Below are 21,554 nucleotides of genomic sequence, written 5' to 3' on the forward strand. Positions count from 1 at the left end.
TCCCTCGCGGCCGCAACACCCGGCCGCGAGGGAACCACCGGGTCAGAGCCGGTAGGCCGCCGCGTCGTTCGCCTCGCCGGACTCCAGCGAGACCAGCAGCCACCGCTGCGAGCCGCTGCCGGACGCCGTCAGCGGGACCGTCACCGAGTGCCGTCCGGCCGCGAGCTCCTGGTCGAGCCGGCCGAGCACGGCCGCGCCGTCCCAGACGAAGACCCGGGCCTGACCGGCCCGCCGCGTCCGCAGCCGGGCCGTGACCGAGCCGCCGGAGGCAGACGCGGACTGCACCTCGACCGACCCGCCGCCCAGCGCGCGCCAGCCGCCCAGCGGGACGTTGTCGCCGGCCGACTGCAGGATGCTCTGCGGCGAGTCGACGCTCTTCGCGGCGGTGTCGGGCAGCACCGGCTCCTTCGGCGCGGACGGCTGGGCCGCCAGGTCCGGCAGCGTGACGACGGCCCACCGGTACGGGTCGGCCCGCACACCCTGCCAGGTGGACCAGCCGATGCGGGTCTGCGTGCTCTTGTCCTGGGTGTCGGAGTCGTTGACCAGGATGTTGAAGCCGACGTGCTGCGGGTCGAGCGCGTCGGGCAGCACGTCGAACGGGATCTTCGCCACCACCGTGTACCCGGTGTAGGGGTCGCCGACCCGCGACGCGACCTCCATGCCCGGCGCGGTCTCCGGGCCGGGGCCCTGCCGGTTGTCACGGTCGCGGTGGAAGCTCGGCGGGTTGCCGTTCGCGGGGTCGTCGGTGATCGGGAAGACGCCGGCGATGAACACCGTCGACGTGTTCGCCGACGTGCCGCGCGGGTCGATGTTGATCTCGACGGAGTCGGTGCGCCGCTGCCGCTTGGTGTCCTCGGGCGGCAGGACGAAGCCGAGCACGTCGTCGGTGACGTTCACGTAGACGTAGAACGCGTCGTCGGTGTAGGTGATCCTGGCGTGGCCGGAGATGTCCGACGCCGGCGCCTGCTCGCCCTCCCAGCGGGTGGAGATGTCGATGACGGCGCCGGGGAACTCGCTCTCGTCGACGTCGCCCGCCACCCGCGGCGCCGTCGTGGCCTTCTCCAGCGCCAGGCTCGGCACCAGCAGGAACGCCGCGTCCTGAGCCGCCGAACCGCCGTCGTAGGTCGTGACGATCTCGATCGCGTACCGGCCGTCGTCGGGTGCCCGGTTCGACGTCGGCAGCGACGGGTCGGTGTTGGTGACGGTGAACGTGACGGCCCCGGCGGCGCCGGGCGCGAGGTCCTGGTACGACCGGCTGGCGGGGGAGACCTCGAAGCCCGCCGGCACCGCGAGCGTGACGGCGCCCGACTGCGGCCGGTCGCTGGTGTTGGTGAGGTCGACGCGGACCTCGCGGCCGCGGCCGCTGCCGATGGCGAGCAGCGGCAGGATCAGGCTGTCGAGGTGCTCGACGCCGTTGGCGGCGGTCCATGCGCGGAACTGCGCGATCTCCGGCAGCGGCTCGAGGGTGCCGCGCACCGGCGCGCCGATCTCGACCACCTCGCCGAGAGTGCCGGCGCCGTGCCGCGGCGTGCTCAGCGTCCCGCGCAGGTCGAACCGCTCGCCGGCCACGAGATCGGCCGGGACGGTGACGGTGAACGTCGCCGTCGCCGCGCGGCCGGGCGCGAGCGTCCCGAGCCGGCCGTCGCCGCTCACCGTCCAGCCCTCCGGCACCTCGACCGCGACGGACGCGTTCGGCACGGGCCGCCGGGCGGCCGCCCGGGCATGCGCCACCACCTCGAAGGACGAGCCGGCCAGCACGTGGAAGCCGGGCGTCTCCAGGTAGAACTCCGTGCCCAGCGGCAGGCCGCCGGGCGCCTGCAGGGCCGCGCCCTCGATGGCCGCCAGCCCGCCGCTGCGCGGGTCGGGGTACGGCGTGCGGGTGTCGATGAGCGTGAACCACTGGCTGGAGATGCGTGCGGGGTCGGACGGCGGGAACGCGCGGGTGGACCAGCCCTGGGTGATGTACTCGCGGGCGGCCCACGTCTTGACGACGCTCCACCGCTCCCCGCCGTGGCGCTGCGAGACCGTGCCGTCCCACGTGCCGAAGACGACGTCGGACGTGACGCGCGGGGTGTAGCCGGTCGCGGGGCCGTCGGGGCCGAGCGGGCCGCTGCCGACGGCGCCGCTCTGCAGGATCCGGCCGACCCGCCACGGGCCGAAGCCCTCGTCGGCGTGCTCGGGGAACCGCGAGGGGTCGGCGGCGGCGTAGTAGGCCTCGACGGCGAGCTTGGCCGCCTGCTGGTGGTTGCCGTGGTTGCCGTCGGTGGCCGACGGGTTCATGGTGACGATGACGCTGGGCCGGGTGGCCCGGACGACCCGGACGATGCGTCCCAGCGTGCTCTCGTGCCCCCAGATCTGCTCGCTCAGCGGTGCGCTGGCGGTGTAGTAGAAGTCGAGGCCGTCGAGGTTGTAGATGTGCTCGATCCCGGCGTAGGCCACCGCGCGGCGCTCCTCCGCCTCGCGCAGCAGGCCCAGCGGCGGGCCCTCCTCCAGGCCGACCGCGTTGCCGCCGCCCTCGCCGCGGGTGATCGTGATGACGCCGGCGCGCACGCCGTGGTCCTCGTTCCACTGACCCAGGGCGCCGAGCGTGCCGGCTTCGTCGTCGGGATGCGCGCCGATGTAGAGGATGTCCAGGTCGACCGCACCTCCCGGCTCGGCGAGTGCCCGCTCCGCGGGGGTCAGCAGCCGCAACCCGGCGGCCGCGCCGACGGCCGCGGCGGTGACGGCGCCGGTGCCACGCAGGAAGCTGCGGCGGTTCAGGTTCACGTCCATGTAAGCCCTCTCTACGACGCGCGATGACGGCGCGATCCTCATGAGGTCATGCCGACGGACTCCCCGAGCCGCGGGTCCGGCGGGGAGTGGTCATGAGCTGTGCATGACCCGACTTCAGCGGTGACAGTGCAGGTGCGGGCGCCGGCCGAGCGCCCTCGGAAGGCCTTCGAAGGGCGACCCTAGGGACGTCTCCAGCCCGTTGGCAAGGGTTCGTGAGCTTTTTCCTTCGGAGAACGAAAAATAACGGGACGAGACCTTCCGTGTCCGAACCGTGTCTTGACCGCGGTACTTCCTTCGCCGTAGAAAGCAACCGTGAAGTCGCAATCAGAGGTCCCGGCGAGCCCCGTCCGGCGGGAGCGTTCCCGGGAGATCAAGCGGTCCGCGGTCATCTCCGCGGCCCGTCAGGCCCGGCTGCTCTCGCGGTCACAGCTGACCGAGCTGACCGGGCTGAGCCCTGCGACCCTCACCCCGCTGGTCCGCGAGCTGATCGCCGAGGGCTACCTGATCGCCCGGGGCGCGGACTCCTCGCGGGCCGGTCGCCCCCGGGAGCGGCTGGAGTTCAACCCGCGGGCCGAGCTCGTCGCCGCGGTGGCGCTGCGGCCGCACCAGGCCAGCTGCGAGATCGCCGACAGCGACGGCACCGTCATCGCCCACGACGACGTCCCGCTCGGCCCGGACATCGTGGCCACCATCTGCGACGTCGTGCCGCGACTGGCCGGCGCCGGGCGTCCGGAGCTGCGTGGCGTCGCGGTGGCCGTGCCCGGTGTCACCGCCGACGGCGAGGTGCGGCTGGCGCCGTCGGTCGGCGTCGTCGAGACGCGCTCGATCGGCGACGGCATCCGCGCCCGCCTCGGTGTCTCCGTCGTCGTCGACAACGACGTCAACCTCATGGTGGCCGGCGAGCACGCCGCCGGTGCCGGCAGCGACGTGAGCGACCTGATGCTGCTGCACGTCACCGACGGCGTGGGCGCCGGTCTCATGCTCGACGGCCGGGTCCGCCGGGGCGCCTCCAGCGCGGCCGGCGAGGTCGGGTTCATGACGCTGGACCGCGACGCGCACACCCGCGACGGCGTCGGCGCGTTCGAGGCGCGCTGGTCGGAGTCCGCCGTGGCGCGCAAGCTCGCCGACGCGGGCATCGAGCGCGACGGCGCTCGGCCGGTCACCGCGCTCGTCACCGCCGCGGCCGGCGACGGCCCGGGCGCCGCCACCGCGCGCGAGTACCTCGACGAGGTGCTGGTGGCGTGGTCGCGGCTGATCATCTCGTGCGCGTGCGTCGTCGACCCCGGACGGGTGCTGCTCAGCGGCGCGGCCGCCGAGCTCGACGACGCCGCGACCGCGCGGCTGCAGGAGCTGGTCGACGCCGACGTGCCCGCACCGGTGGAGATCCGGCGGGGCGCGCTCGGCGACCGCGCCGCCCTGCACGGGGCCATCAGCTCCGCACTCACCGCGGCCGGACTGATGGCGGTACCGGCCATCTGACCTCACAGCGCGGCTCGGCCCGGCTCGGCGAGCGCGCCTGCCTGCCCAGAACGTCAGCACACACCCAACGGAGGGACACCCATGCGACGCCCCATCATCATGCTCGGCGCGACCGTCGCGCTCGGCATGGTCCTCGCGGCCTGCGGCGGCGACGACGGCGACACCACGTCCGACGGCGGCGGCTCGGAGTCGCGCAGCCTCACCATCTACAGCGCCCGCGACTCCAACATCACCGACTTCGTGATCGAGCGGTTCGAGGAGGAGTACCCCGAGTACGCGGGCAACGTCGAGGTGCTGAACCTCGGCGCCCAGGAGGTGCTCGAGCGGGTCCGGGCCGAGGCGTCCAACGCCCAGGCCGACGTGTGGTGGGGCGGCACCCAGCAGGGCCTGGACGCCGCCGCGGCCGAGGACCTGCTGGCGCCGATCGAGCCCGCCTTCGCCGCGGACATCGAGGACGGGCACAAGGACCCCGAGGGCCGCTGGTTCGGCGAGATCCTGCTGCCCGAGGTCATCATGTACAACAACGCCGCCCTCACCGAGGACGAGGCGCCGAAGGACTGGGACGACCTGCTCGACCCGAAGTGGAAGGACCAGATCCTCATCCGCGACGTCGCCGCGTCGGGCACCATGCGCTCGATCTACGCCGCGATGATCCTCAAGGAGTCCCCTGACGGGCAGGACCCGCAGCCGGGCTACGAGTGGCTGACGCAGCTGGACGCGAACACCGCCGAGTACGCGGCCAACCCGGCCGACCTCTACCTGAAGCTGTCGCGCGAGCAGGGCGTGCTCAGCGCCTGGAACCTGCAGGACATCCTGATCCAGGCCGAGCAGCAGAACATGCCGTTCGACTACGTCATGCCCGCGTCCGGCGCTCCGGTGCTGGTCGACGGCGTCGCGGCGGTGGCCGGCGGCGACAGCGAGGCGGCCACGCAGTTCCTGGAGTTCCTGTTCGACGACGGCCTGCGCGGCGAGCTCGCCGCCGACTACTACCAGATCCCGACCGTCGAGATCTCCGAGCAGCCGGAGTGGCTGGCGAACCTCGGCCTGCAGCCGATGGAGGTCGACTGGGCCACCATCGGCCAGAACGAGACGGACTGGATCAACTACTGGAACGAGAACATCAAGAACAAGGGCTGACCCGGCCCGGCGGACCGGCGGGCGTGCTCACGGCACGCCCGCCGGTCGCCCGACGAAAGGTGAGACATGGTCGAGGTCCGGCTCGATGCGGTGAGCAAGGTGTTCGCCCGCTCCGGCGATCCCGCGGTCGACAAGGTCGACCTGGTCATCCAGGACGGCGAGTTCTTCACGCTGCTGGGGCCCAGCGGCTGCGGGAAGACGACGACGCTGCGGATGGTCGCGGGGTTCTACTTCCCCTCGTCGGGACGGATCTTCTTCGGCTCCGACGACGTCACGCGGGCCGCGCCGAACAAGCGCGACACCGGCATGGTGTTCCAGAACTACGCGCTGTTCCCGCACCTCAGCGTGGCCCAGAACGTCGGGTACGGGCTGAGGACGCGCAAGGTGCGCGGCACCGAGGCGAAGCGGCGCATCGACGAGGCGCTGGAGCAGGTGCACCTGGCCGGGTACGGGTCGCGCCGCATCGACCAGCTCTCCGGCGGGCAGCAGCAGCGGGTCGCGCTGGCCCGGGCGCTGGTGATCCGGCCGCGCACGCTGCTGCTGGACGAGCCGCTGTCCAACCTCGACGCCAAGCTGCGCGAGGAGACCCGGCTGGAGATCCGCCGCATCCAGCGCGAGGCCAACACCACCTCGCTGTACGTGACCCACGACCAGGCCGAGGCGATGGCGATGTCCGACCGCATCGCCGTCATGAACGGCGGCACGGTGCAGCAGGTCGGCACGCCGGAGGAGATCTACCGGCGCCCGGCCAACCGGTTCGTGGCCACGTTCATCGGCCGCAGCAACGTGCTGTCGCTGCCGGTCCTCGGCGCCGGGCCGCAGCACGTCGAGGTCGCGGGCCCCGACGGCGTCACCCTCCGGGCCGCAACTCCGGAGGGCCACGGCCTCACCGAGACCGACCTCGCGCTGGTGTCGGTGCGCCCGGAGCACGTCCGCCTCACCGGGCCCGACGCCCCCGGCGCGCTGCGCGCCACCGTCCTCGAGACGGAGTTCACCGGCATGTCGACGAACGTGTCGGCCGACCTCGCCGGCACGCCGCTGCACGTCGCCGCCGTCCAGCTCCCCGACGGCCTGACGATCGGCGACACCGTCGGCGTCGTGCTGCCGCCGGAGCAGCTGTGGGTGGTGCGGCCGTGAGCGTCCGGACCGAGCCGGACGCCGTCACCGCGGACGAACCACCCGCGGCGACGGCGAAGCGGCTGCGCAGCGGCGCCGTCACCGGGTCGCGGTGGTTCCCGTACATCCTGGTGCTGCCGCTGGCGCTGGTGCTGTGGGGCTACATCGTCCAGCCGATGCTGGCGACGTTCGCCGAGAGCGTCGGCGAGAACGCCGGCGACAACTACTCGGGCTTCTTCAGCGCCGGCGGCGTCGCCCGCCAGTCGCTGATCAACTCCATCCTCATCTCGGTGGCCAGCGTCGTGCTGTGCGGCGTGGTCGGCGTGGCGATGGCGTTCCTGCTGCGCCGCTTCCAGTTCCCCGGCCGCGGGCTGATCGAGGCGATCATCCTGGTCCCGGCCGCGCTGCCGCCGCTGATCGGCGCCATCTCCTTCCAGCTGCTGTACAGCGAGACCGGCATCCTGCCGCGCGCGCTGCAACGGCTGTTCGGGACCGAGGAACCGGTGCTGGCCGTCAGCGGCATCGCCGGCGTGCTGGTGGTCCACACGTTCACCATGTACCCGTTCTTCTACCTCGCCGCGTCGGCCGCCCTGCGCGGGCTGGACCCGTCGGTCGAGGAGGCCGCCTACAACCTGGGCGCGTCGCGGCTGCGGGTCTGGCGCACGGTGCTGCTGCCGATGCTGACGCCGGCCATGGTGTCCGGCGCGCTGCTGGTGTTCATGACGTCGCTGGCGTCCTACACCGCGCCGCTGCTGTTCGGCGTCGACCAGACGATGACGATGCAGATCTACATCAACCGCACCAACGGCGACATGCCGCTGGCGTCCACGTACGCGTCGGTGCTCGGTGTGGTCTCGATCCTGTTCCTGCTGGCCATGCGGTGGTACGAGGGACGGCGCAGCTACCGGTCGCAGTCCAAGGGCGTCGCCAGCCACCGGCGCGAGGTCACCAACCCGGTCGGGCGCTGGCTGGCCATGGTCGGCTCGCTGGCCGGCGTGGCGGTGCTGCTCGCACCCGTCGCGACCATCGCGCTCGTGGCGTTCTCGCGCGACGGCTCGTGGACGACGCAGGTCATCCCGTCGGAGTACACGACGGAGAACTTCAGCACGATCTTCAACGACCCCCGCGCGTTCGAGCCGATCCGGAACTCGGTGACGATCAGCGCCGTGGCGACGGCCGCCATCATCGTCGTCGGTGTCCTCATCGCCTACGCGGTGCGCCGGCTGCGCTTCGTCGGCCGGTCGCTGCTGGACATCGCCGTCATGCTGGCCTGGGCGCTACCGGGCACCGTCGTCGCCATCAACCTGATCGCGGCGTTCAGCACCGGCAACGCGTTCAGCTTCGGGCAGGTGCTGGTCGCCACGTTCTGGATCATGCCGCTGGCCTACTTCGTGCGGTTCTTGCCGATGGTCTTCCGGTCGACGTCGGCCGCCCTCGCGCAGACCGACCCGGCCCTGGAGGAGGCGGCCCGCAACCTGGGCGCGTCGTGGCCGCGGGCGTTCCTGACGGTGACCGTGCGGCTGGTGCTGCCGGGCGTGGTGGCCGGCGCCCTGCTGGCGTTCGTGCACGGCGTGGGGGAGTTCGTGGCGTCGGTGCTGATCTACACGTCGCGGACCGAGCCGATCTCGGTCGCCATCAACAACAGCATGTACCGCTTCGAGATGGGGACGGCGGCCGCGTACGGCATGCTGCAGGTCGTGCTCATCTTCGTCGTCATGCTGGTCAGCGGGCGGCTCGAGAACGGGCGGACGTCCCGCTCGGCCAAGGAGGCGACGCAGTGGGCGGCCTGATCGACGCGACCCGGGTCACCGGCGCCGCCTGGCCGGACGTCGTCGCCGGCGCCGACCTCGCCGTCCTGCCGGTCGGGGCGTTCGAGTGGCACGGCCCGCACCTGCCGCTGGGCGCCGACCTGCTGCTCGCCGACGGGTTCGCGAGGGAGTGGGCCGACGCGCCGGGCACGCCGAGCGGCGTGCTCTACCCGTCCGTTGCGTACACGGCGGTGCCCGGGCAGACGCGACCGTGGCCCGGCACCATCGGCGTCCGGCCGGAGATCGCGCTCGCCTATCTGAGCGACGTCCTCGAGGGCATCGTGGCGGCCGGCTTCCGCCGCGTGCTCGTCGTCAACGGGCACGACGCCAACATGTCGATCGTCCGGGCGGCGATGGAGTGGGTGTCGGGACGGCGCCGGTGCAGCCTGCTGCTGGCGAACTGGTTCCAGCTGATCACGCCGGAGGAGACCACCGAGCTGTTCGGCCCGCTGCCGTCGCGCGGCCACGGCGGCGCCTACGAGACCAGCGGCGTCCTCGGCTTCGCGCCGGACGCCGTCGACCTGGCCGCGGCGCGCGACCTGCCGCCGCGGCCGAAGCTGCCCACCCCGAGCCCGTACGTGCTGATCGAGTCCCGGCCCACGCCGTGGGAGGGCTGGTCCGGGCACGTGTCGCTGGTGCGCGACGACTCCGGCCGGCGGGTCCGCGACCTCGCCGCGCGGCGGCTGCGCGAGCTCGTCGACGCCTGGCTCGCCGCCCCGCTGCCCGACGCGCCCACGACCGACCCGGTACCCGAACCACCCGCTACAGGAGAGTCCGATGGCTGACCAGGCCCTGACCGTCTACCAGGAGAACCACCTGAGCGTGGTGTTCGACCACCACGTGACCAGGCTCTACGGCCCGATGGTGGAGGCCAGCCGGGCCCACGTCGTCATGCTGGCCGACCAGGGCCTCATCCCGGCCGGACGCGCCGCCACGCTGCTGCGCGGCCTCGAGGCGATGCGCGCCGACGACCCGGCCACGCTCACCTACGACGGCTCGGTCGAGGACGTCTACTTCACCGTCGAGAAGCGGCTGGCCGCCGCGGCCGGCGTCGACACCTCGGAGTTGGACGTCCAGCTGGCCCGCAGCCGCAACGACCTCGACCAGGGCGTGTTCCGGATGATCCTGCGCGAGCAGGTGGCCGCGGTGCAGGCCGAGGTGCTGGCGACCGCGGGCGCGCTGCTCGACGCGGCGGACCGGTACGCCGACGTCGTCATCGTCGGGTACACGCACCGGCGGCCGGCGCAGCCGACCACCGTCGGGCACGCGCTGGCCGGCTACGGCGAGGCCCTGACCGGGCACGCCCGCGCCTATGCGGAACTGCTCGACGAGATCAACGTGTCGCCGCTCGGGTCGTGCGCCTTCGCCGGCACCGACCTCGACATCGACCCGGCGCGGGTGGCGGGGCTGCTCGGCTTCGACGGGCTGGTCGTGAACTCCTACGAGGCCGTGGCCGGCGCCGACTACCTGATGCGCGTGGCGACGCTCAACGCGCAGGTGCTGGCCACCGGCGCCCGGTTCGCGCGCACGATGATGGACTGGCTGAGCTGGCGGTGGATGACCACGCCGCCGGAGTTCACGCAGGGCAGCAGCATCATGCCGCAGAAACGGAACCCCGTGGTGTTCGAGCACCTGGTCTCGATGGCCGGCGCGACCGCGGCCGACGCCGCCTCGGTGCTCAACAACGTGGGCGCGGCGTGGTGGGAGGACTCCAACAACGCGACCACCGACGTCCAGACCCGGCTGTGGGACAGCAATGACCGCGCGCGGCGGTTCTTCCGCCTGCTCGGCGGCGTGATCGCGCGGGTGGAGCCGCTGTCGACGCCGGCCGCGGCGGAGATCGTCGCGACCGGCGCCACCACGACGGCGGCCGCCGACGCGCTCACGGCCTCCGGCGTCCCGTTCCGCGCCGCCCACTCGGTGGTGGGCCGGCTGCTGCGTGAGTCGCCGCCCGACGGGTGGACGACGGCGACGGTGCTCGAGGTCGCCGCGGGGCTCGGGCTGAGCGGCGTCACCGAGGACGCGGCCACGCAGCTCATCGCCGCGGCCAACGACCCCGCCCGGGTGCTGCACCGCGCGCAGGCCGACGGCCCCGGTTCGGCGCAGGTCCGGCGGCAGGTCGCGCTGCTGCGGGCCCGCGTCGACGAGTCCGCCGCGCACCTGACGGCGCTGCGGTCGCGGCTGGACGCCGCCGCCCGGACGCTCGACGACGTGGTGCGGGAGCGGACCGCCGCGTGAGCACTTCCTCGACCGGGCAGATCCTGGGCATCGACTTCGGCGGCACCAAGATGGCGCTGGCGCTGGCCGAGCCCGACGGCACCATCGTGGAGCGGGTCCGGCTGCCCACCCACGCCGGCGACGGCGCCGAACGCGCGCTGGCCAGGGCGCTGGACGCGGCGGAGAAGCTGGTCTCCGAGTCCGGCCGTCCGCTCCTGGCGGCCGGGGTCGCCACCCCGGGCGTCGTCCGCCCCGACGGCATCGACCTCGCCCCGAACGTGCCGGGCTGGGGTGAGCTGCGGCTGGCCGACGCGCTGCGGGCCCGGCTGGGCGACATGCCGGTGCCCGTCTGGAACGACGTCAACGCGGCCGCGCTGGCCGAGTCGCGGCACGGCCGGCTGGTCGATGCCGATCCGGGCCTGGTCCTCGGCCTGGGCACCGGGGTGGCGGCGGCGCTCGTCGTCGGTGGCCGGGTCATGCCGGGCTTCCACGGGGCGGCGGGGGAGATCGGCTACACGCTGGTCGGCTCCGGCCCGCTGCACGCGGACGAGGAGCACCTGGAGGCGATCTTCGGCGGGCGGGTCCTGGACGACCTGGCGGCGGCGCACGATCTGGACGGCGGGGCGGCGGCACTCGTCGCCGACCCGCGCCCGGAACTGAGCGACCTCGTCGACCGCCGCATCGACGCGCTGGCGCGGGCCGTCGTCGCGATGTCGTTGCTGCTCGACCCGGAGCGGGTGGTGCTGTTCGGCGGCCTGACCGGCAGCGCGCGGATCGTGTCGCGCCTGACGCAGCAGCTGCACACCCACCTGGTGTTCGGGCCCGACGTCGTCGTGTCGCGCTTCGACCAGGACGCGCCGCTGGTCGGCGCCGTCACCCTGGCCGGTGACGCCGTGGCGGTTGACCTCGCCTGACGTCGGCGGGCTGACAACCGGGGTCTGTCTTCCGAGCCGTCACCCACCATGATCATCAACCTTTTGAGCCGCTCTGACGACCAGGAAGGTGGATGAAAACCGGCCAACCGTTCGCCCCACATCGCCGATGACCGGCCCCGGCCGGACCGCTGTCCCCGCTCGTGCCGAGGCTGTACATGGAGGATCCCCGGGTCAGCCCTTGACGGCGCCGCCCAGCCCGGCGCCGCGCAGGAACAGCCGCTGGAACACCAGGAAGATCACGATCGGCAGCGCCATCGAGATGAGCAGCGCTGCCAGGAACACGTCCAGCTCGACGGTGTCGCGGATCAGCGGCAGCCGCACCGACAACGGCTGCAGCGTCGGCTCCGGCAGCACGATCTGCGGCCAGAGGAAGTCCTTCCACGCGTTGAGGAAGGCGAAGATCGAGACGACGCCGAGGATCGGCCTGGACATCGGCAGCACCACCGACCACAACATGCGCAGCGGCCCGGCGCCGTCCATCCGGGCCGCCTCGTAGACGTCGCGCGGCAGGCCGTCCATGAACCGCTTGACCAGCAGCACGTTGAACGCGTTGGCGCCGGCCGGCAGCCACACCGCCCAGTAGGTGTTCAGCAGCGACGCGTTCACCACCGGCAGGTCGAGCACCGTCAGGAACAGAGGCACCAGCACCACCACGCCGGGGATGAACAGCGTCGCCAGCACGGCGGCGGACACCACCGGCGCGTACCGCGGCCGCAGCACCGCGAGCACGTAGCCGCCGGTCGTCGCCACCAGCAGCTGCACGAACCACGAGCCCAGCGCCACCCACACGGTGTTGGCGAAGTAGTGGCTGATCTGGGCCTGGTTCCAGGCCGTCGACAGGTTCGCCCAGTCGATGCCGCTGGGCCAGAACGCCATCGGCGTGCGCAGCGTGTCCTGCGTGGTGCTCACCGACGCGCGGGCCAGCCACAGCAGCGGGCCGAGGCTGGCCACGACCAGCAGCACCAGCACCAGCCCCTGCGCGACGCGCAGGCCCCAGCGGGTGCCCGTCCGGCCGCGGTCGTAGCCGGACAGGATGCCGCGCTCGCGGTCGCCGCCGGGGCGCCGCCGCGTCCGCCGGGCGGTCCGCGCCGCCGGGGCGGCCGGGGCGGGCGCCGCGACCCGGACGTCGTCCTTCACGGTGTCACTCATGTCGTGCTCCAGGACCGGGTGAGCCGGAAGTAGACGGCCGACAGTACCGCCAGGAACAGCGCCAGCAGCACCGACAGCGCCGTCGCGGCGCCGTAGTCGCCGAACCGGAACGCGTAGTTGTAGATCTGCAGCAGCACGGTCACGGTGGCGTTCTGGGGGCCGCCGTTCGTCATCAGGTACGGCTCGGTGAACACCTGGAACGTGGCGATGACCTGCAGGATCAACGTGATCAGCAGCACGCCGCGCAGCTGCGGCAGGGTGACGTGCCAGATCTTGCGCCACAGCCCCGCGCCGTCGACCTCGGCCGCGTCGTACAGGTCGCCGCGCACCCCCGTCAGCGCGGCCAAATAGATGAGCACCGTCGCACCGGCGTTGGCCCACGTCGCCTGCAGCACCAGCGACGGCATCGCCGTCGACGCGTCCTGGATCCAGGCGAACGGGCCGAGCCCGATCCAGCCCAGCATGGTGTTGAAGACACCGGTCTGGCTGGCGTCGTAGAAGAACCGCCACAGCAGCACCGCCACCACCGGCGGCACCACGACCGGCAGGTACGCCAGCGCGCTGTAGACGCCCCTGCCGCGGTGCAGCTCGCTCATGACGACCGCCAGCACCAGCGGCACCGGGTAGCCGAACAGCAGCGCCAGCCCGGTGAAGAAGAACGTGTTGCGCACCGACGTCCAGAACAGCGGATCGTCGAGGACGTGCCGGAAGTTGTCCAGGCCGACCCACGCCGGGTCGGCGACCAGATTGGTCTCCTGGAAGCTCATCACCACGGCGCGGCTGATGGGGAACCAGGCGAAGTAGCCGAACACCAGCAGCAACGGCAGCAGGAGCAGCAGCGTGCTCAGCCCGCCGCCGCGGACCCAGCGGACGGTCGCGCTCACCTCGGTCCTCCCATCGGCGCGCCGTGCCTCAGCCGGCCTCGACCAGCGCGGCGACGTTGCCGTTCGCGGTCTCGAGCAGGGCGTCGATGTCGGCGTTCTCGTCGGTCAGCACCGCCTGCACGACGGCGTCCAGCTCGGCGTACAGGTCCTGGGCGCGCACCGGCGGCTCCGGCACCAGCGGCTGGTCCAGGATGGCGTCCTTGAACGGCATCATCTGCGCCAGCGGCACGTTGACGAGGTCGGCCACCCAGGCGTCGGACTCGGCCAGCTGCTCGGCCCCGAAGATCGGCAGCGCCGGCGTGCCCAGCGGCGCGTCCGTCGCGACCAGCGCCTCGGCGTCGGCCAGCGCGGCGTCCTGCTGGGTCAGCTTGCTCATGTAGAAGAAGTCGATCCACTTCACCGCGGCGTCGCGCTCGGCGTCGCTGGCGTCCGGCCGCACGCCGACGATCGTCCCGCCGCCCAGCACGCCGGCGTCGCCGCCCTCCAGCGGCAGCACCGTGAGCCCGTAGCCGGCCGGGTCGATGCTGTTCTCGGTCACCAGGCTGTTGTAGACGTCCGAGCCGCCGATGTACATGCCCACCTGGCCGGCGGCGAACGCCTGGTTGATGGTGCCCCAGTCGAACAGGAAGTTGTCGCCCATGGCGTCGTCCTCCCAGCGCATCTGGCGCAGCAGCTCCAGCGCCGCCTTGGTGCCGTCGTTGTCCAGCGTGGCGGTGACGTCGTCGCCGGAGCCGTCCTCCATGCGCCCGCCCAGCGCGTACGTGAGCGTCGTCAGGATCCAGCCGCCGGTGTTGTTCTGGCTCATCTGCGCGAACCCGGCCTGGCCGGTGGCCTCGGCGATCGCGTCGGCGTACTCGCGCACCTCCGCCCAGCTCGTCGGCGGCGCGTCCGGGTTGAGGCCGGCCTGCTCGAACATGGCCCGGTTGTAGTGCAGCCCCATGCCGTAGGCGGTGGTCGGGACGGCGAAGATTGCACCGCTGTCGTCCTGGGCGACCTCCAGCACGCTGGGGTTGAAGTCCGCGGCGTAGGGGAGCGCCTCGACCTCGGCGGTGATGTCGGCCAGCTGGCCGCGCTCGATCATCGCCTGGCCGTCGGTGAACGGGAACTCGAACGTCGTCGGGAGCGTGCCGCCCGCGAGCTGGGCCGCGAACGTCGTCACGTCCCACTCGTACTCGCTCGGTTCGACGGTGATGTCCGGGTTGGCGGCCTCGAACTCCTCGACCCGGGCGAGGAACGCCTCGCGGGTGGCCGACTCCGTCGCCGGCGGCAGGTTGCTCACGCTGATGGTGACCTGCTCGTCGCCGCCGTCGCCACCCGGGCTGCCGCCGTCGGCCGCGGGCTCGTCGTCGGACCCGCAGGCCGCCACCAGGCTCAGCGCCATCACGGCCGCGGCTGCGGCGCCCAGGTGTCTGCGTGTGCTGCTCATCTCGTGCTCCATCCCTTGTCAGTGGTCGTCAGGCGTAGCCAGACGGCGGCGTCGGAGCCGAGCCGGCCGTCGTCGAGGTCCGCGCTGGCGAGCAGGACCTCCTCGTGCTGGGGCAGGCCGACGGGGCCCGCCGACAGGTTGACGACGCACGCGACGTCGTCGCCGCGCCGGAACGCGAGCACGTCGGCCGGGGCGTCCAGCCAGGTCAGGGTGCCGTCGCCGAGGGCGGGCTCGGCCTTGCGGACCCGCAGCGCGTCCCGGTACAGGCGCAGCGTGGAGGCGGGGTTCCGCTGCTGCGCCTCGACCGTCAGGTCCGCCCAGGTCGTGGGCTGCGGCAGCCAGGTGTCGCCGGTGGCGCCGAACCCGTACGGTGGCGCCGCGCCGCTCCACGGGAGCGGCACCCGCGAACCGTCCCGGCCGGGGTCGACGCCGCCGGAGCGGAAGTGCATGGGGTCCTGGATGCGGTCGGGCGCGATGTCCTCGACCTCCGGCAGGCCCAGCTCCTCGCCCTGGTAGATGTAGGCCGAGCCGGGCAGCGCGAGCATCAGCAGCGCCGCCGCCCGCGCTCGTCGCTCACCGAGGACCAGGTCGGACGCCGTGCCCGCGCGCTTCGTCTCGAACGCGAACGACGTGTCGGCCCGGCCGTAGCGCGTCACCGGGCGGGTGACGTCGTGGTTGGACAGCACCCAGGTGGCGGGGGCGTCCACCTGCTCGTGGAAGTGCAGGCTCCGCTCGATGCTGGCGCGCAGCCGGTCCGGCTCCCACGGGCAGGCCAGGAAGTCGAAGTTGAACACGGTGTGCAGCTCGCCCGGGCGCAGGTAGCGGGCCAGCCGCTCGAGGTCGGGCAGCCAGATCTCGCCGATCAGCGCCCGCGGCTCCGGGTATCCGTCGGCCAGCCGCCGCCAGCTGCGGTAGATGTCGTGCACCTCGTCGCGGTCGGTGTGCACGTGCTGGCCGGGCGCGTGGGCGGGGTCGACCTCGGGGAGGTCGGCGTGCTTGGCCAGCAGCCCGGCGGAGTCGATGCGCACGCCGGCGGCGCCGCGGTCGAACCAGAACCGCAGGATCTGCTCGTGCTCGTGCCAGACCAGCGGGTGCGTCCAGTTGAGGTCGGGCTGCTCCGGTGCGAACAGGTGCAGGTACCACTCGCCGGGCGTGCCGTCGGCGTTCTTCGTCCGGGTCCAGGCGGAGCCGCCGAAGATCGAGCTCCAGTCGTTCGGCGGCTCCGCGCCGCCGGGGCCGCGTCCGGGCCGGAACCAGAACCGCTGCCGGGCCGGCGACCCGGGCGCGGCGTCGAGCGCGGCCTGGAACCAGGCGTGCTGGTCGGACACGTGGTTCGGGACGATGTCGACGATGGTGCGCAGGCCCACGTCCCTCGCCTCGGCGATGAGCCGCTCGGCCTCTTCCAGCGTCCCGTAGGCCGGGTCGACGTCGCGGTAGTCGGCCACGTCGTAGCCGCCGTCGGCCATCGGCGACGGGTACCACGGGCTGAACCACAGCGCGTCGACGCCGAGGTCGGCGAGGTAGCGCAGCCTCGTCCGGACGCCGGCGAGGTCGCCGGTGCCGTCACCGTTCCCGTCGGCGAAGCTGCGCACGTACACCTGATAGATGACGGCGCTGCGCCACCACGCGATTTCCATGGCGGTCACGGTAACGACGGCGACATCATCGCGCAATAGTCAGACAGAAAGTTGCAATAACTAGATCTCGGCTCGGGTGGGTGCCGGCGGCGGCGCCGTCGAGCCCCTGACCACCAGCTCCGGCTCGAAGAGCAGCTCGTCGGACTCGACCCGGTGCCCGCTGATCAGCCCGACCAGGAGGTCGACGGCGGCCTTGCCCATGGCCTCGATCGGCTGGCGGACCGTCGTCAGCGGGGGCTCGGTGCAGTTCATCAGGGCGGAGTCGTCGTAGCCGACCACGGAGAGGTCGTGCGGGACGCGCAGGCCGGCGCGCTTGGCGGCGCGGATGGCGCCGAGGGCCATGGGGTCGCTGGCGCAGATGAGGGCGGTGACGCCGCGGCGGAGCAGGCGGGCGGCGGCGGCCTGGCCGCCCTCCAGGGAGTGCATGGCGTTCTCGACGTGGTCGTCGGGGAGGTCCAGGCCCGCCGCCGCCAGCCGGGTGTGCGCCGCGGCCAGCTTCCGCTGCGAGGGAACGTGGTCCGGCGGCCCCAGGATCAGGCCGATGCGGGTGTGTCCCAGCGACAGCAGGTGCCCCATGGCCTGCTCCGTCGCCACCGCGTCGTCGCAGCTCACCCGCGGGAACGGCAGCTCGTCGATGCCCGCGTTGACCATGACGGTCGGGAGCTTGCGCTCGATCAGGCGGGCATAGTGGTCGTGCGCGCCGTTGCGGCCGCTGTACAGCCCGCCGGCGAACAGCACGCCCGACACCCGCTGCTGGAAGAGCAGTTCGATGTAGTCGGCCTCCGACACCCCGCCCACCGTCTGCGTGCACAGCACCGGCGTCAGGCCCTGCTGCGCCAGCGACCCGCCCACGACGTCGGCGAACGCGGGGAAGATGGGGTTCTGCAGCTCCGGCAGCACCAGCCCCACCAGCCGCGCCCGTTCCCCCCGCAGCTTCGTCGGCCGCTCGTACCCCAGCACGTCCAGCGCCGTCAGGACCGCCTCGCGGGTGGCCTCGGACACCCCCGGGCGCCCGTTGAGCACCCGGCTCACGGTCGCCTCGCTCACGCCGACCTTCGCGGCCACCTCAGTCAGTCGTCCAGCCATGGGCGAAAGCATACGACAAGATCACGCAAGAATCTTGCAGGCCGCCTGGGCGTGGAGACGGCAGCCGGCGCCGACTTCGATAGCCAGAATCACGCGATCGGCCCGAGACTGCGCCCGGAACGCGACTCCCGCTATCGAAGACGGGCCAACCGGCGGGCGACGGTCACACAGCTCGCTCCCGCAGGACCGGTGCGGGCGCGGGCATGCGCCAGGCCACGACCGCGCCGGCCACGAGCCCGGCGGCGGCCAGCAGGGTGGCGACCAGGAAGGGATCGTGGGAGTGCAGGGCCGGCGCGAACCCGATCCCGACACAGATCGCGACCCCGGTCGCGCCGCCCAGTTGATCGGCCGCCCGCTGGATGCCCGAGGCGATACCGGCGTCGTCCTCGGTGACGCCGCTGACCGCGAGGTACTGCAGCCCCACGATGCCGAACCCCATCCCGGCCGCGATCAGGAGCATGGCCGGGATCATCGCTGCCCCTCCTGCGTCGAGGGCCGAGACGAGCGCGATCGCCGCTATCGCGGCCGCGGTGAACCCGATGCCGGCCAGCACGCACGCGCGTGCGCCCCAGCGGGCCAGCAGGCGGGGCACGAGCATGGAGAACGCGATCAGCGAGACCGCCAGCGGCAGCATCGTCAGGCCCGCGCCCATCGGGCCGATGCCCAGCCGGTCCTGCAGGTAGAAGGTGAACAGCAGGAACGAGGTCGACAACGCGCCGCTCAGCAGCATCGTGGTCAGGTTGGCCGCCACCCGCGTGCGGTGGGCGAAGAAGCGCAGCGGCAGCAGCGGATGGCGGGAGCGCGCCTCGACCCGCACGAACCCGGCCCCGGCGGCCACCGCTCCGGCCAGCGCCGCCGCGATCACCCAGGCGGAGGTTCCGGATCCACCGGCCTCGACCACGCCGAAGGCGAACAGCAGCGGGCACGCGGTCAGCAGCAGCGCGCCCGGCAGGTCCAGCGCCGGGGCGTCCCCGGCCACCGGCGGCCGGTCGCCGTCGATCAGGACGGCGGCCGCCAGCAGCACGACCGCGATGAACGGGACCGAGACCAGGAAGATCCATCGCCACCCCAGGTGGGCGGTGATGATGCCGGACAGGACGAACCCGAGCACGAGACCGCAGCTGGCCACCGCCGCCCACACGCTCAGGGCCCGCGACCGCCGCGGACCCTCGGGGAACATCAGGACGATGGTGGCCATCGCGGCCGGCAGCGCGATGGCCTCGCCCGCGCCCTGCAGCAGCCGCGCCACCACCAGCAGGTCGAACGTGGGGGCCAGGCCCGCCAGCAGCGACGCGGCGCCGAACAGCCCGGTGCCGAGCAGCAGCATGCGCCGCCGTCCGAGCAGGTCGCCCAGCCGGCCACCGAGCAGCAGCAGCCCGCCGCCGGTGACCGTGTACCCGACCACCACCCAGGTCAGGGCGTGACCGTCGACGCCGAAGTCGGCGCCGATCGAGGGCAGGGCGATGTTGACCACGGTCACGTCGACCGCGATGAAGAACTGCAGCATGGACATGGCGCACAGCACCAGCCATGCGCGTGCGGGAAGGATTCTTGGAACCATCAGCTGCTCCGTCGCTCAGAGGAGGATCCGAGCAGCACGAACGTGCCGCTCCGGTCAGATCGCGAAGCGGCTGGACGTCCAGGAAGAAGGTGTGTGCCGAACGCCCGCCGCTAGCGGAGCGCCCTGGTCACTGCGGCGCAGGCGGCCGCGGACGAAGCAGACATGCGGCGAACCGTATCAGGGACGGCCGCCGGCCACCGTCACCGCACGGGGCGAGGCGTCTCCGTCACGTCAGCCGGTTCCCGGGCCACCAGCGCCGCCGGCGGCTCGGAGCGCCGATACAGGCCGCTGGGCCACCACATGAACCGCCCGATGTCGAGGTTGAGCGCCGTCACCAGGATCGACCGCACGATCAGCGTGTCCAGCAGCACGCCCAGCGCCACCGTGATCCCGATCTCCGCGAACGCCACCACCGGCAGCGTCGCCAGTACCGCGAACGTCCCCGCCAGCACCAGGCCGGCCGACGTGATCACGCCGCCGGTGGCGGCGAGGCCGATGAGGGCGCCGCGCCGGGTGCCGTGCTGCCGCGCCTCCTCGTGGACGCGGGTCATGAGGAAGATGTTGTAGTCGATCCCGAGCGCGACGAGGAACACGAAGACGAACAGCGGGAACGCGGTGTCGGCGCCGGCGAAGCCCAGCACGTGCTCGAAGATCAGCGAGCTCAGCCCGAGCGCCGCCGCGAACGACAGCACGACCGTGGCGATCAGGATGAGCGGCGCGACGAACGCGCGCAGCAGGATCATGAGGATGACGAACACCGCGGCCAGCACCAGCGGCATGATCACGACGCTGTCCCGCGACGCCGCGTTCTGGGCGTCGAGGGCGATCGCGGTGTTGCCGCCGACCAGCGCGTTCGCGTCGGGGACGGCGTGCACGCTGTCGCGGACCGCCTCGACGGTGTCCTGCGCGGCCGGGCTGTCGGGCGCCGCCTCGAGAGTGCCCTCCATGTAGACGAGGTCGCCGAGCGGCACCGGCTCGGCCACCTCGGCGATGCCGTCGGTGTCCTGGAAGGCCTGCCGCACGTCGTCGGCCGCCGGGGCGTCGGCGACCACGATCACCGGGCTGCCGGTGCCGGCCGGGAAGTGCCGGGCCAGCGCCTCCTCACCGGTGATGGATGCGGGCCGGTCGACGAACGCGTCCTTGTTCTCGATGACACCGGTGTTCAGGCCGAGCAGCCCGAGCGCCAGCGCGCCGAGGGCCAGCGAGGTGCCGATCCACACGGTGCGCGGCCGGCGCGCGATACCGCGCCCCATCTTCGCCCAGAACCCGCGCTCCGTCGGCTCGGCCGACCCGAACCGCGGCTTCAGCGGCCAGAACACCCACCGCCCGGTGATGACGAGCAGCGCCGGCAGCAGCGTCATCATCGCCGCCAGCCCGATCGCGATGCCGATCGCCAGCACCGGGCCCATCCCGCGGGTCGAGTTCATCTCCGCGGCCAGCAGGCACAGCATGCCGACGGCGACGGTGGCGGCGCTGGCGACGATGGCCGGGCCGGCGCGGTGCAGCGCGAACGCCATCGCCTCGTGCCGGTCCTCGTGCCGGCGCAACTCCTCCCGGTACCGCGCGATCAGCAGCAGCGCGTAGTCGGTGCTGGCGCCGAACACCAGCACCAGCAGGATGCCGGCGGTCTGCCCGTTGACGGTGACGTCGGCGTACTCGGCCAGCAGGTAGACGACGGCCTGGGCGGCGGTGAGTGCGGTGAACGCGGAGAAGACCGGGATGATCCAGAGCGCCGGGCTGCGGTAGGAGATCAGCAGGATGACGATGACGACGCCCATCGCGGCGTAGAGCAGCGTGCCGTCGATGCCCTCGAACGCGTCGGCGAAGTCGGCGGAGACGCCGGCCGGACCGGCGACGTACGCGTTCAGTCCGTCGGGCGCGTCGCTGACGATGTCGTTCATCTCGTCGACGGCGTCGCCGAGCGCGAACCAGCCGCCGTCACCGGGATCGATCGGCACGACGACCTGCAGCGCCTCACCGTCCTCGGACGGGATCGGCCCGACGACGTCGCCGCTGACGTGCTCGACGTCCGCGAAGGCCTGGGCGTCGGCGGCGGCCGTCGCCTGGTCGTCGGGCGTGATGCCGCCGGTCCGCTCGTAGACGACGATGGCCGGAAGTTCCTCGCCGGTCTGGAAGGCGTCCTGCTGCACCTCGAACACCTGCGTCGACTCCGCCGAGCCGGGCAGCCACGACGCGGTGTCGTTCTCCTGCGCGCCGGTCAGCTTCGCCGACAGCGGGAACCCGACGGCCAGCACGATGACCCAGAACGCCAGGACGACCCACTTGGTGCGCCGGCCGCAGACGAGCGGCGCGAGGCGGCGTCGAGTACTGGCCATCGCGATCAACC

15 protein-coding genes are annotated in these 21,554 nt (G+C 72.8%); 7 read left to right on the top strand and 8 right to left on the bottom strand.

Features of this window, described 5'->3' with window-relative positions:
• Positions 1 to 42 precede the first annotated feature (42 nt).
• On the bottom strand, positions 43 to 2,772 hold the full coding sequence (locus BLV02_RS07995; RefSeq protein WP_069111004.1) for a sugar-binding protein: 2,730 nt from the start codon (positions 2,770 to 2,772) through the stop codon (positions 43 to 45).
• Between the two features lie 312 nt (positions 2,773 to 3,084).
• Here BLV02_RS07995 and BLV02_RS08000 point away from each other — a divergent pair, with 312 nt between their 5' ends.
• The 7 genes from BLV02_RS08000 (at position 3,085) to BLV02_RS08030 (ending at position 11,443) form a co-directional block, all read left to right on the top strand.
• Positions 3,085 to 4,251 carry an ROK family protein gene (locus BLV02_RS08000; RefSeq protein ID WP_069111003.1) on the top strand — a complete coding sequence of 389 codons (1,167 nt, stop codon included), beginning with the start codon at positions 3,085 to 3,087 and terminating at the stop codon, positions 4,249 to 4,251.
• Positions 4,252 to 4,332: 81 nt separating this feature from the next.
• Positions 4,333 to 5,388 carry an extracellular solute-binding protein gene (locus tag BLV02_RS08005; protein ID WP_069111002.1) on the top strand — a complete coding sequence of 352 codons (1,056 nt, stop codon included), beginning with the start codon at positions 4,333 to 4,335 and terminating at the stop codon, positions 5,386 to 5,388.
• A 66-nt stretch (positions 5,389 to 5,454) separates the two neighbouring features.
• Complete coding sequence (locus BLV02_RS08010) at positions 5,455 to 6,525, top strand: ABC transporter ATP-binding protein (protein WP_069111001.1); 1,071 nt, start codon at positions 5,455 to 5,457, stop codon at positions 6,523 to 6,525.
• Entirely contained in the window at positions 6,522 to 8,294 is a 1,773-nt protein-coding gene (locus BLV02_RS08015; protein WP_069111151.1) for an ABC transporter permease, read from the top strand. The genes BLV02_RS08010 and BLV02_RS08015 overlap by 4 nt, the downstream gene beginning before the upstream one ends.
• A complete protein-coding gene (locus tag BLV02_RS08020; RefSeq protein ID WP_069111000.1) occupies positions 8,282 to 9,097 on the top strand; it encodes a creatininase family protein in 816 nt (271 codons plus the stop codon). Before BLV02_RS08015 ends, BLV02_RS08020 begins: the two co-directional genes overlap by 13 nt.
• Positions 9,090 to 10,550 (top strand): argininosuccinate lyase, encoded by a 1,461-nt coding sequence (locus BLV02_RS08025; RefSeq protein ID WP_069110999.1) that lies wholly within the window; start codon positions 9,090 to 9,092, stop codon positions 10,548 to 10,550. The genes BLV02_RS08020 and BLV02_RS08025 overlap by 8 nt, the downstream gene beginning before the upstream one ends.
• Positions 10,547 to 11,443 carry an ROK family protein gene (locus BLV02_RS08030; protein WP_216094160.1) on the top strand — a complete coding sequence of 299 codons (897 nt, stop codon included), beginning with the start codon at positions 10,547 to 10,549 and terminating at the stop codon, positions 11,441 to 11,443. The genes BLV02_RS08025 and BLV02_RS08030 overlap by 4 nt, the downstream gene beginning before the upstream one ends.
• 192 nt (positions 11,444 to 11,635) lie before the next feature.
• On the opposite strand, the gene BLV02_RS08035 is transcribed toward BLV02_RS08030, so the two are convergent.
• The 7 genes from BLV02_RS08035 to BLV02_RS08065 form a co-directional block, all read right to left on the bottom strand.
• A complete protein-coding gene (locus BLV02_RS08035) occupies positions 11,636 to 12,613 on the bottom strand; it encodes a carbohydrate ABC transporter permease (protein WP_069110998.1) in 978 nt (325 codons plus the stop codon).
• Positions 12,610 to 13,497: a carbohydrate ABC transporter permease gene (locus tag BLV02_RS08040; protein ID WP_069110997.1), complete on the bottom strand. Its 888-nt coding sequence runs from the start codon at positions 13,495 to 13,497 to the stop codon at positions 12,610 to 12,612. The genes BLV02_RS08035 and BLV02_RS08040 overlap by 4 nt, the downstream gene beginning before the upstream one ends.
• A gap of 28 nt (positions 13,498 to 13,525) precedes the next feature.
• Positions 13,526 to 14,923 carry an ABC transporter substrate-binding protein gene (locus BLV02_RS08045; protein WP_069111149.1) on the bottom strand — a complete coding sequence of 466 codons (1,398 nt, stop codon included), beginning with the start codon at positions 14,921 to 14,923 and terminating at the stop codon, positions 13,526 to 13,528.
• Positions 14,920 to 16,560 carry a glycoside hydrolase family 13 protein gene (locus BLV02_RS08050; protein WP_069110996.1) on the bottom strand — a complete coding sequence of 547 codons (1,641 nt, stop codon included), beginning with the start codon at positions 16,558 to 16,560 and terminating at the stop codon, positions 14,920 to 14,922. Before BLV02_RS08050 ends, BLV02_RS08045 begins: the two co-directional genes overlap by 4 nt.
• A gap of 60 nt (positions 16,561 to 16,620) precedes the next feature.
• A complete protein-coding gene (locus BLV02_RS08055; RefSeq protein WP_074946219.1) occupies positions 16,621 to 17,646 on the bottom strand; it encodes a LacI family DNA-binding transcriptional regulator in 1,026 nt (341 codons plus the stop codon).
• 163 nt (positions 17,647 to 17,809) lie between these two features.
• Positions 17,810 to 19,159, bottom strand: a complete 1,350-nt coding sequence (locus BLV02_RS08060; RefSeq protein ID WP_069111148.1) for an MFS transporter — start codon at positions 19,157 to 19,159, stop codon at positions 17,810 to 17,812.
• 248 nt (positions 19,160 to 19,407) lie between these two features.
• Positions 19,408 to 21,543, bottom strand: a complete 2,136-nt coding sequence (locus BLV02_RS08065) for an MMPL family transporter (RefSeq protein WP_069110994.1) — start codon at positions 21,541 to 21,543, stop codon at positions 19,408 to 19,410.
• Positions 21,544 to 21,554: the final 11 nt, after the last annotated feature.

The sequence above is a fragment of the Jiangella alba genome, from assembly GCF_900106035.1.
GTDB lineage: Bacteria > Actinomycetota > Actinomycetes > Jiangellales > Jiangellaceae > Jiangella > Jiangella alba.

Excerpts from the sequence above, each read along its gene's own strand:
- BLV02_RS08035 (WP_069110998.1), bottom strand. The coding sequence starts at position 12,613 with ATGAGTGACACCGTGAAGGACGACGTCCGGGTCGCGGCGCCCGCCCCG.
- BLV02_RS08060 (WP_069111148.1), bottom strand. The coding sequence starts at position 19,159 with ATGTCCATGCTGCAGTTCTTCATCGCGGTCGACGTGACCGTGGTCAAC.
- BLV02_RS08050 (WP_069110996.1), bottom strand. The coding sequence starts at position 16,560 with ATGGAAATCGCGTGGTGGCGCAGCGCCGTCATCTATCAGGTGTACGTG.
- BLV02_RS08025 (WP_069110999.1), top strand. The coding sequence starts at position 9,090 with ATGGCTGACCAGGCCCTGACCGTCTACCAGGAGAACCACCTGAGCGTG.
- BLV02_RS08065 (WP_069110994.1), bottom strand. The coding sequence starts at position 21,543 with ATGGCCAGTACTCGACGCCGCCTCGCGCCGCTCGTCTGCGGCCGGCGC.
- BLV02_RS08010 (WP_069111001.1), top strand. The coding sequence starts at position 5,455 with ATGGTCGAGGTCCGGCTCGATGCGGTGAGCAAGGTGTTCGCCCGCTCC.
- BLV02_RS08045 (WP_069111149.1), bottom strand. The coding sequence starts at position 14,923 with ATGAGCAGCACACGCAGACACCTGGGCGCCGCAGCCGCGGCCGTGATG.
- BLV02_RS08005 (WP_069111002.1), top strand. The coding sequence starts at position 4,333 with ATGCGACGCCCCATCATCATGCTCGGCGCGACCGTCGCGCTCGGCATG.
- BLV02_RS08055 (WP_074946219.1), bottom strand. The coding sequence starts at position 17,646 with ATGGCTGGACGACTGACTGAGGTGGCCGCGAAGGTCGGCGTGAGCGAG.
- BLV02_RS07995 (WP_069111004.1), bottom strand. The coding sequence starts at position 2,772 with ATGGACGTGAACCTGAACCGCCGCAGCTTCCTGCGTGGCACCGGCGCC.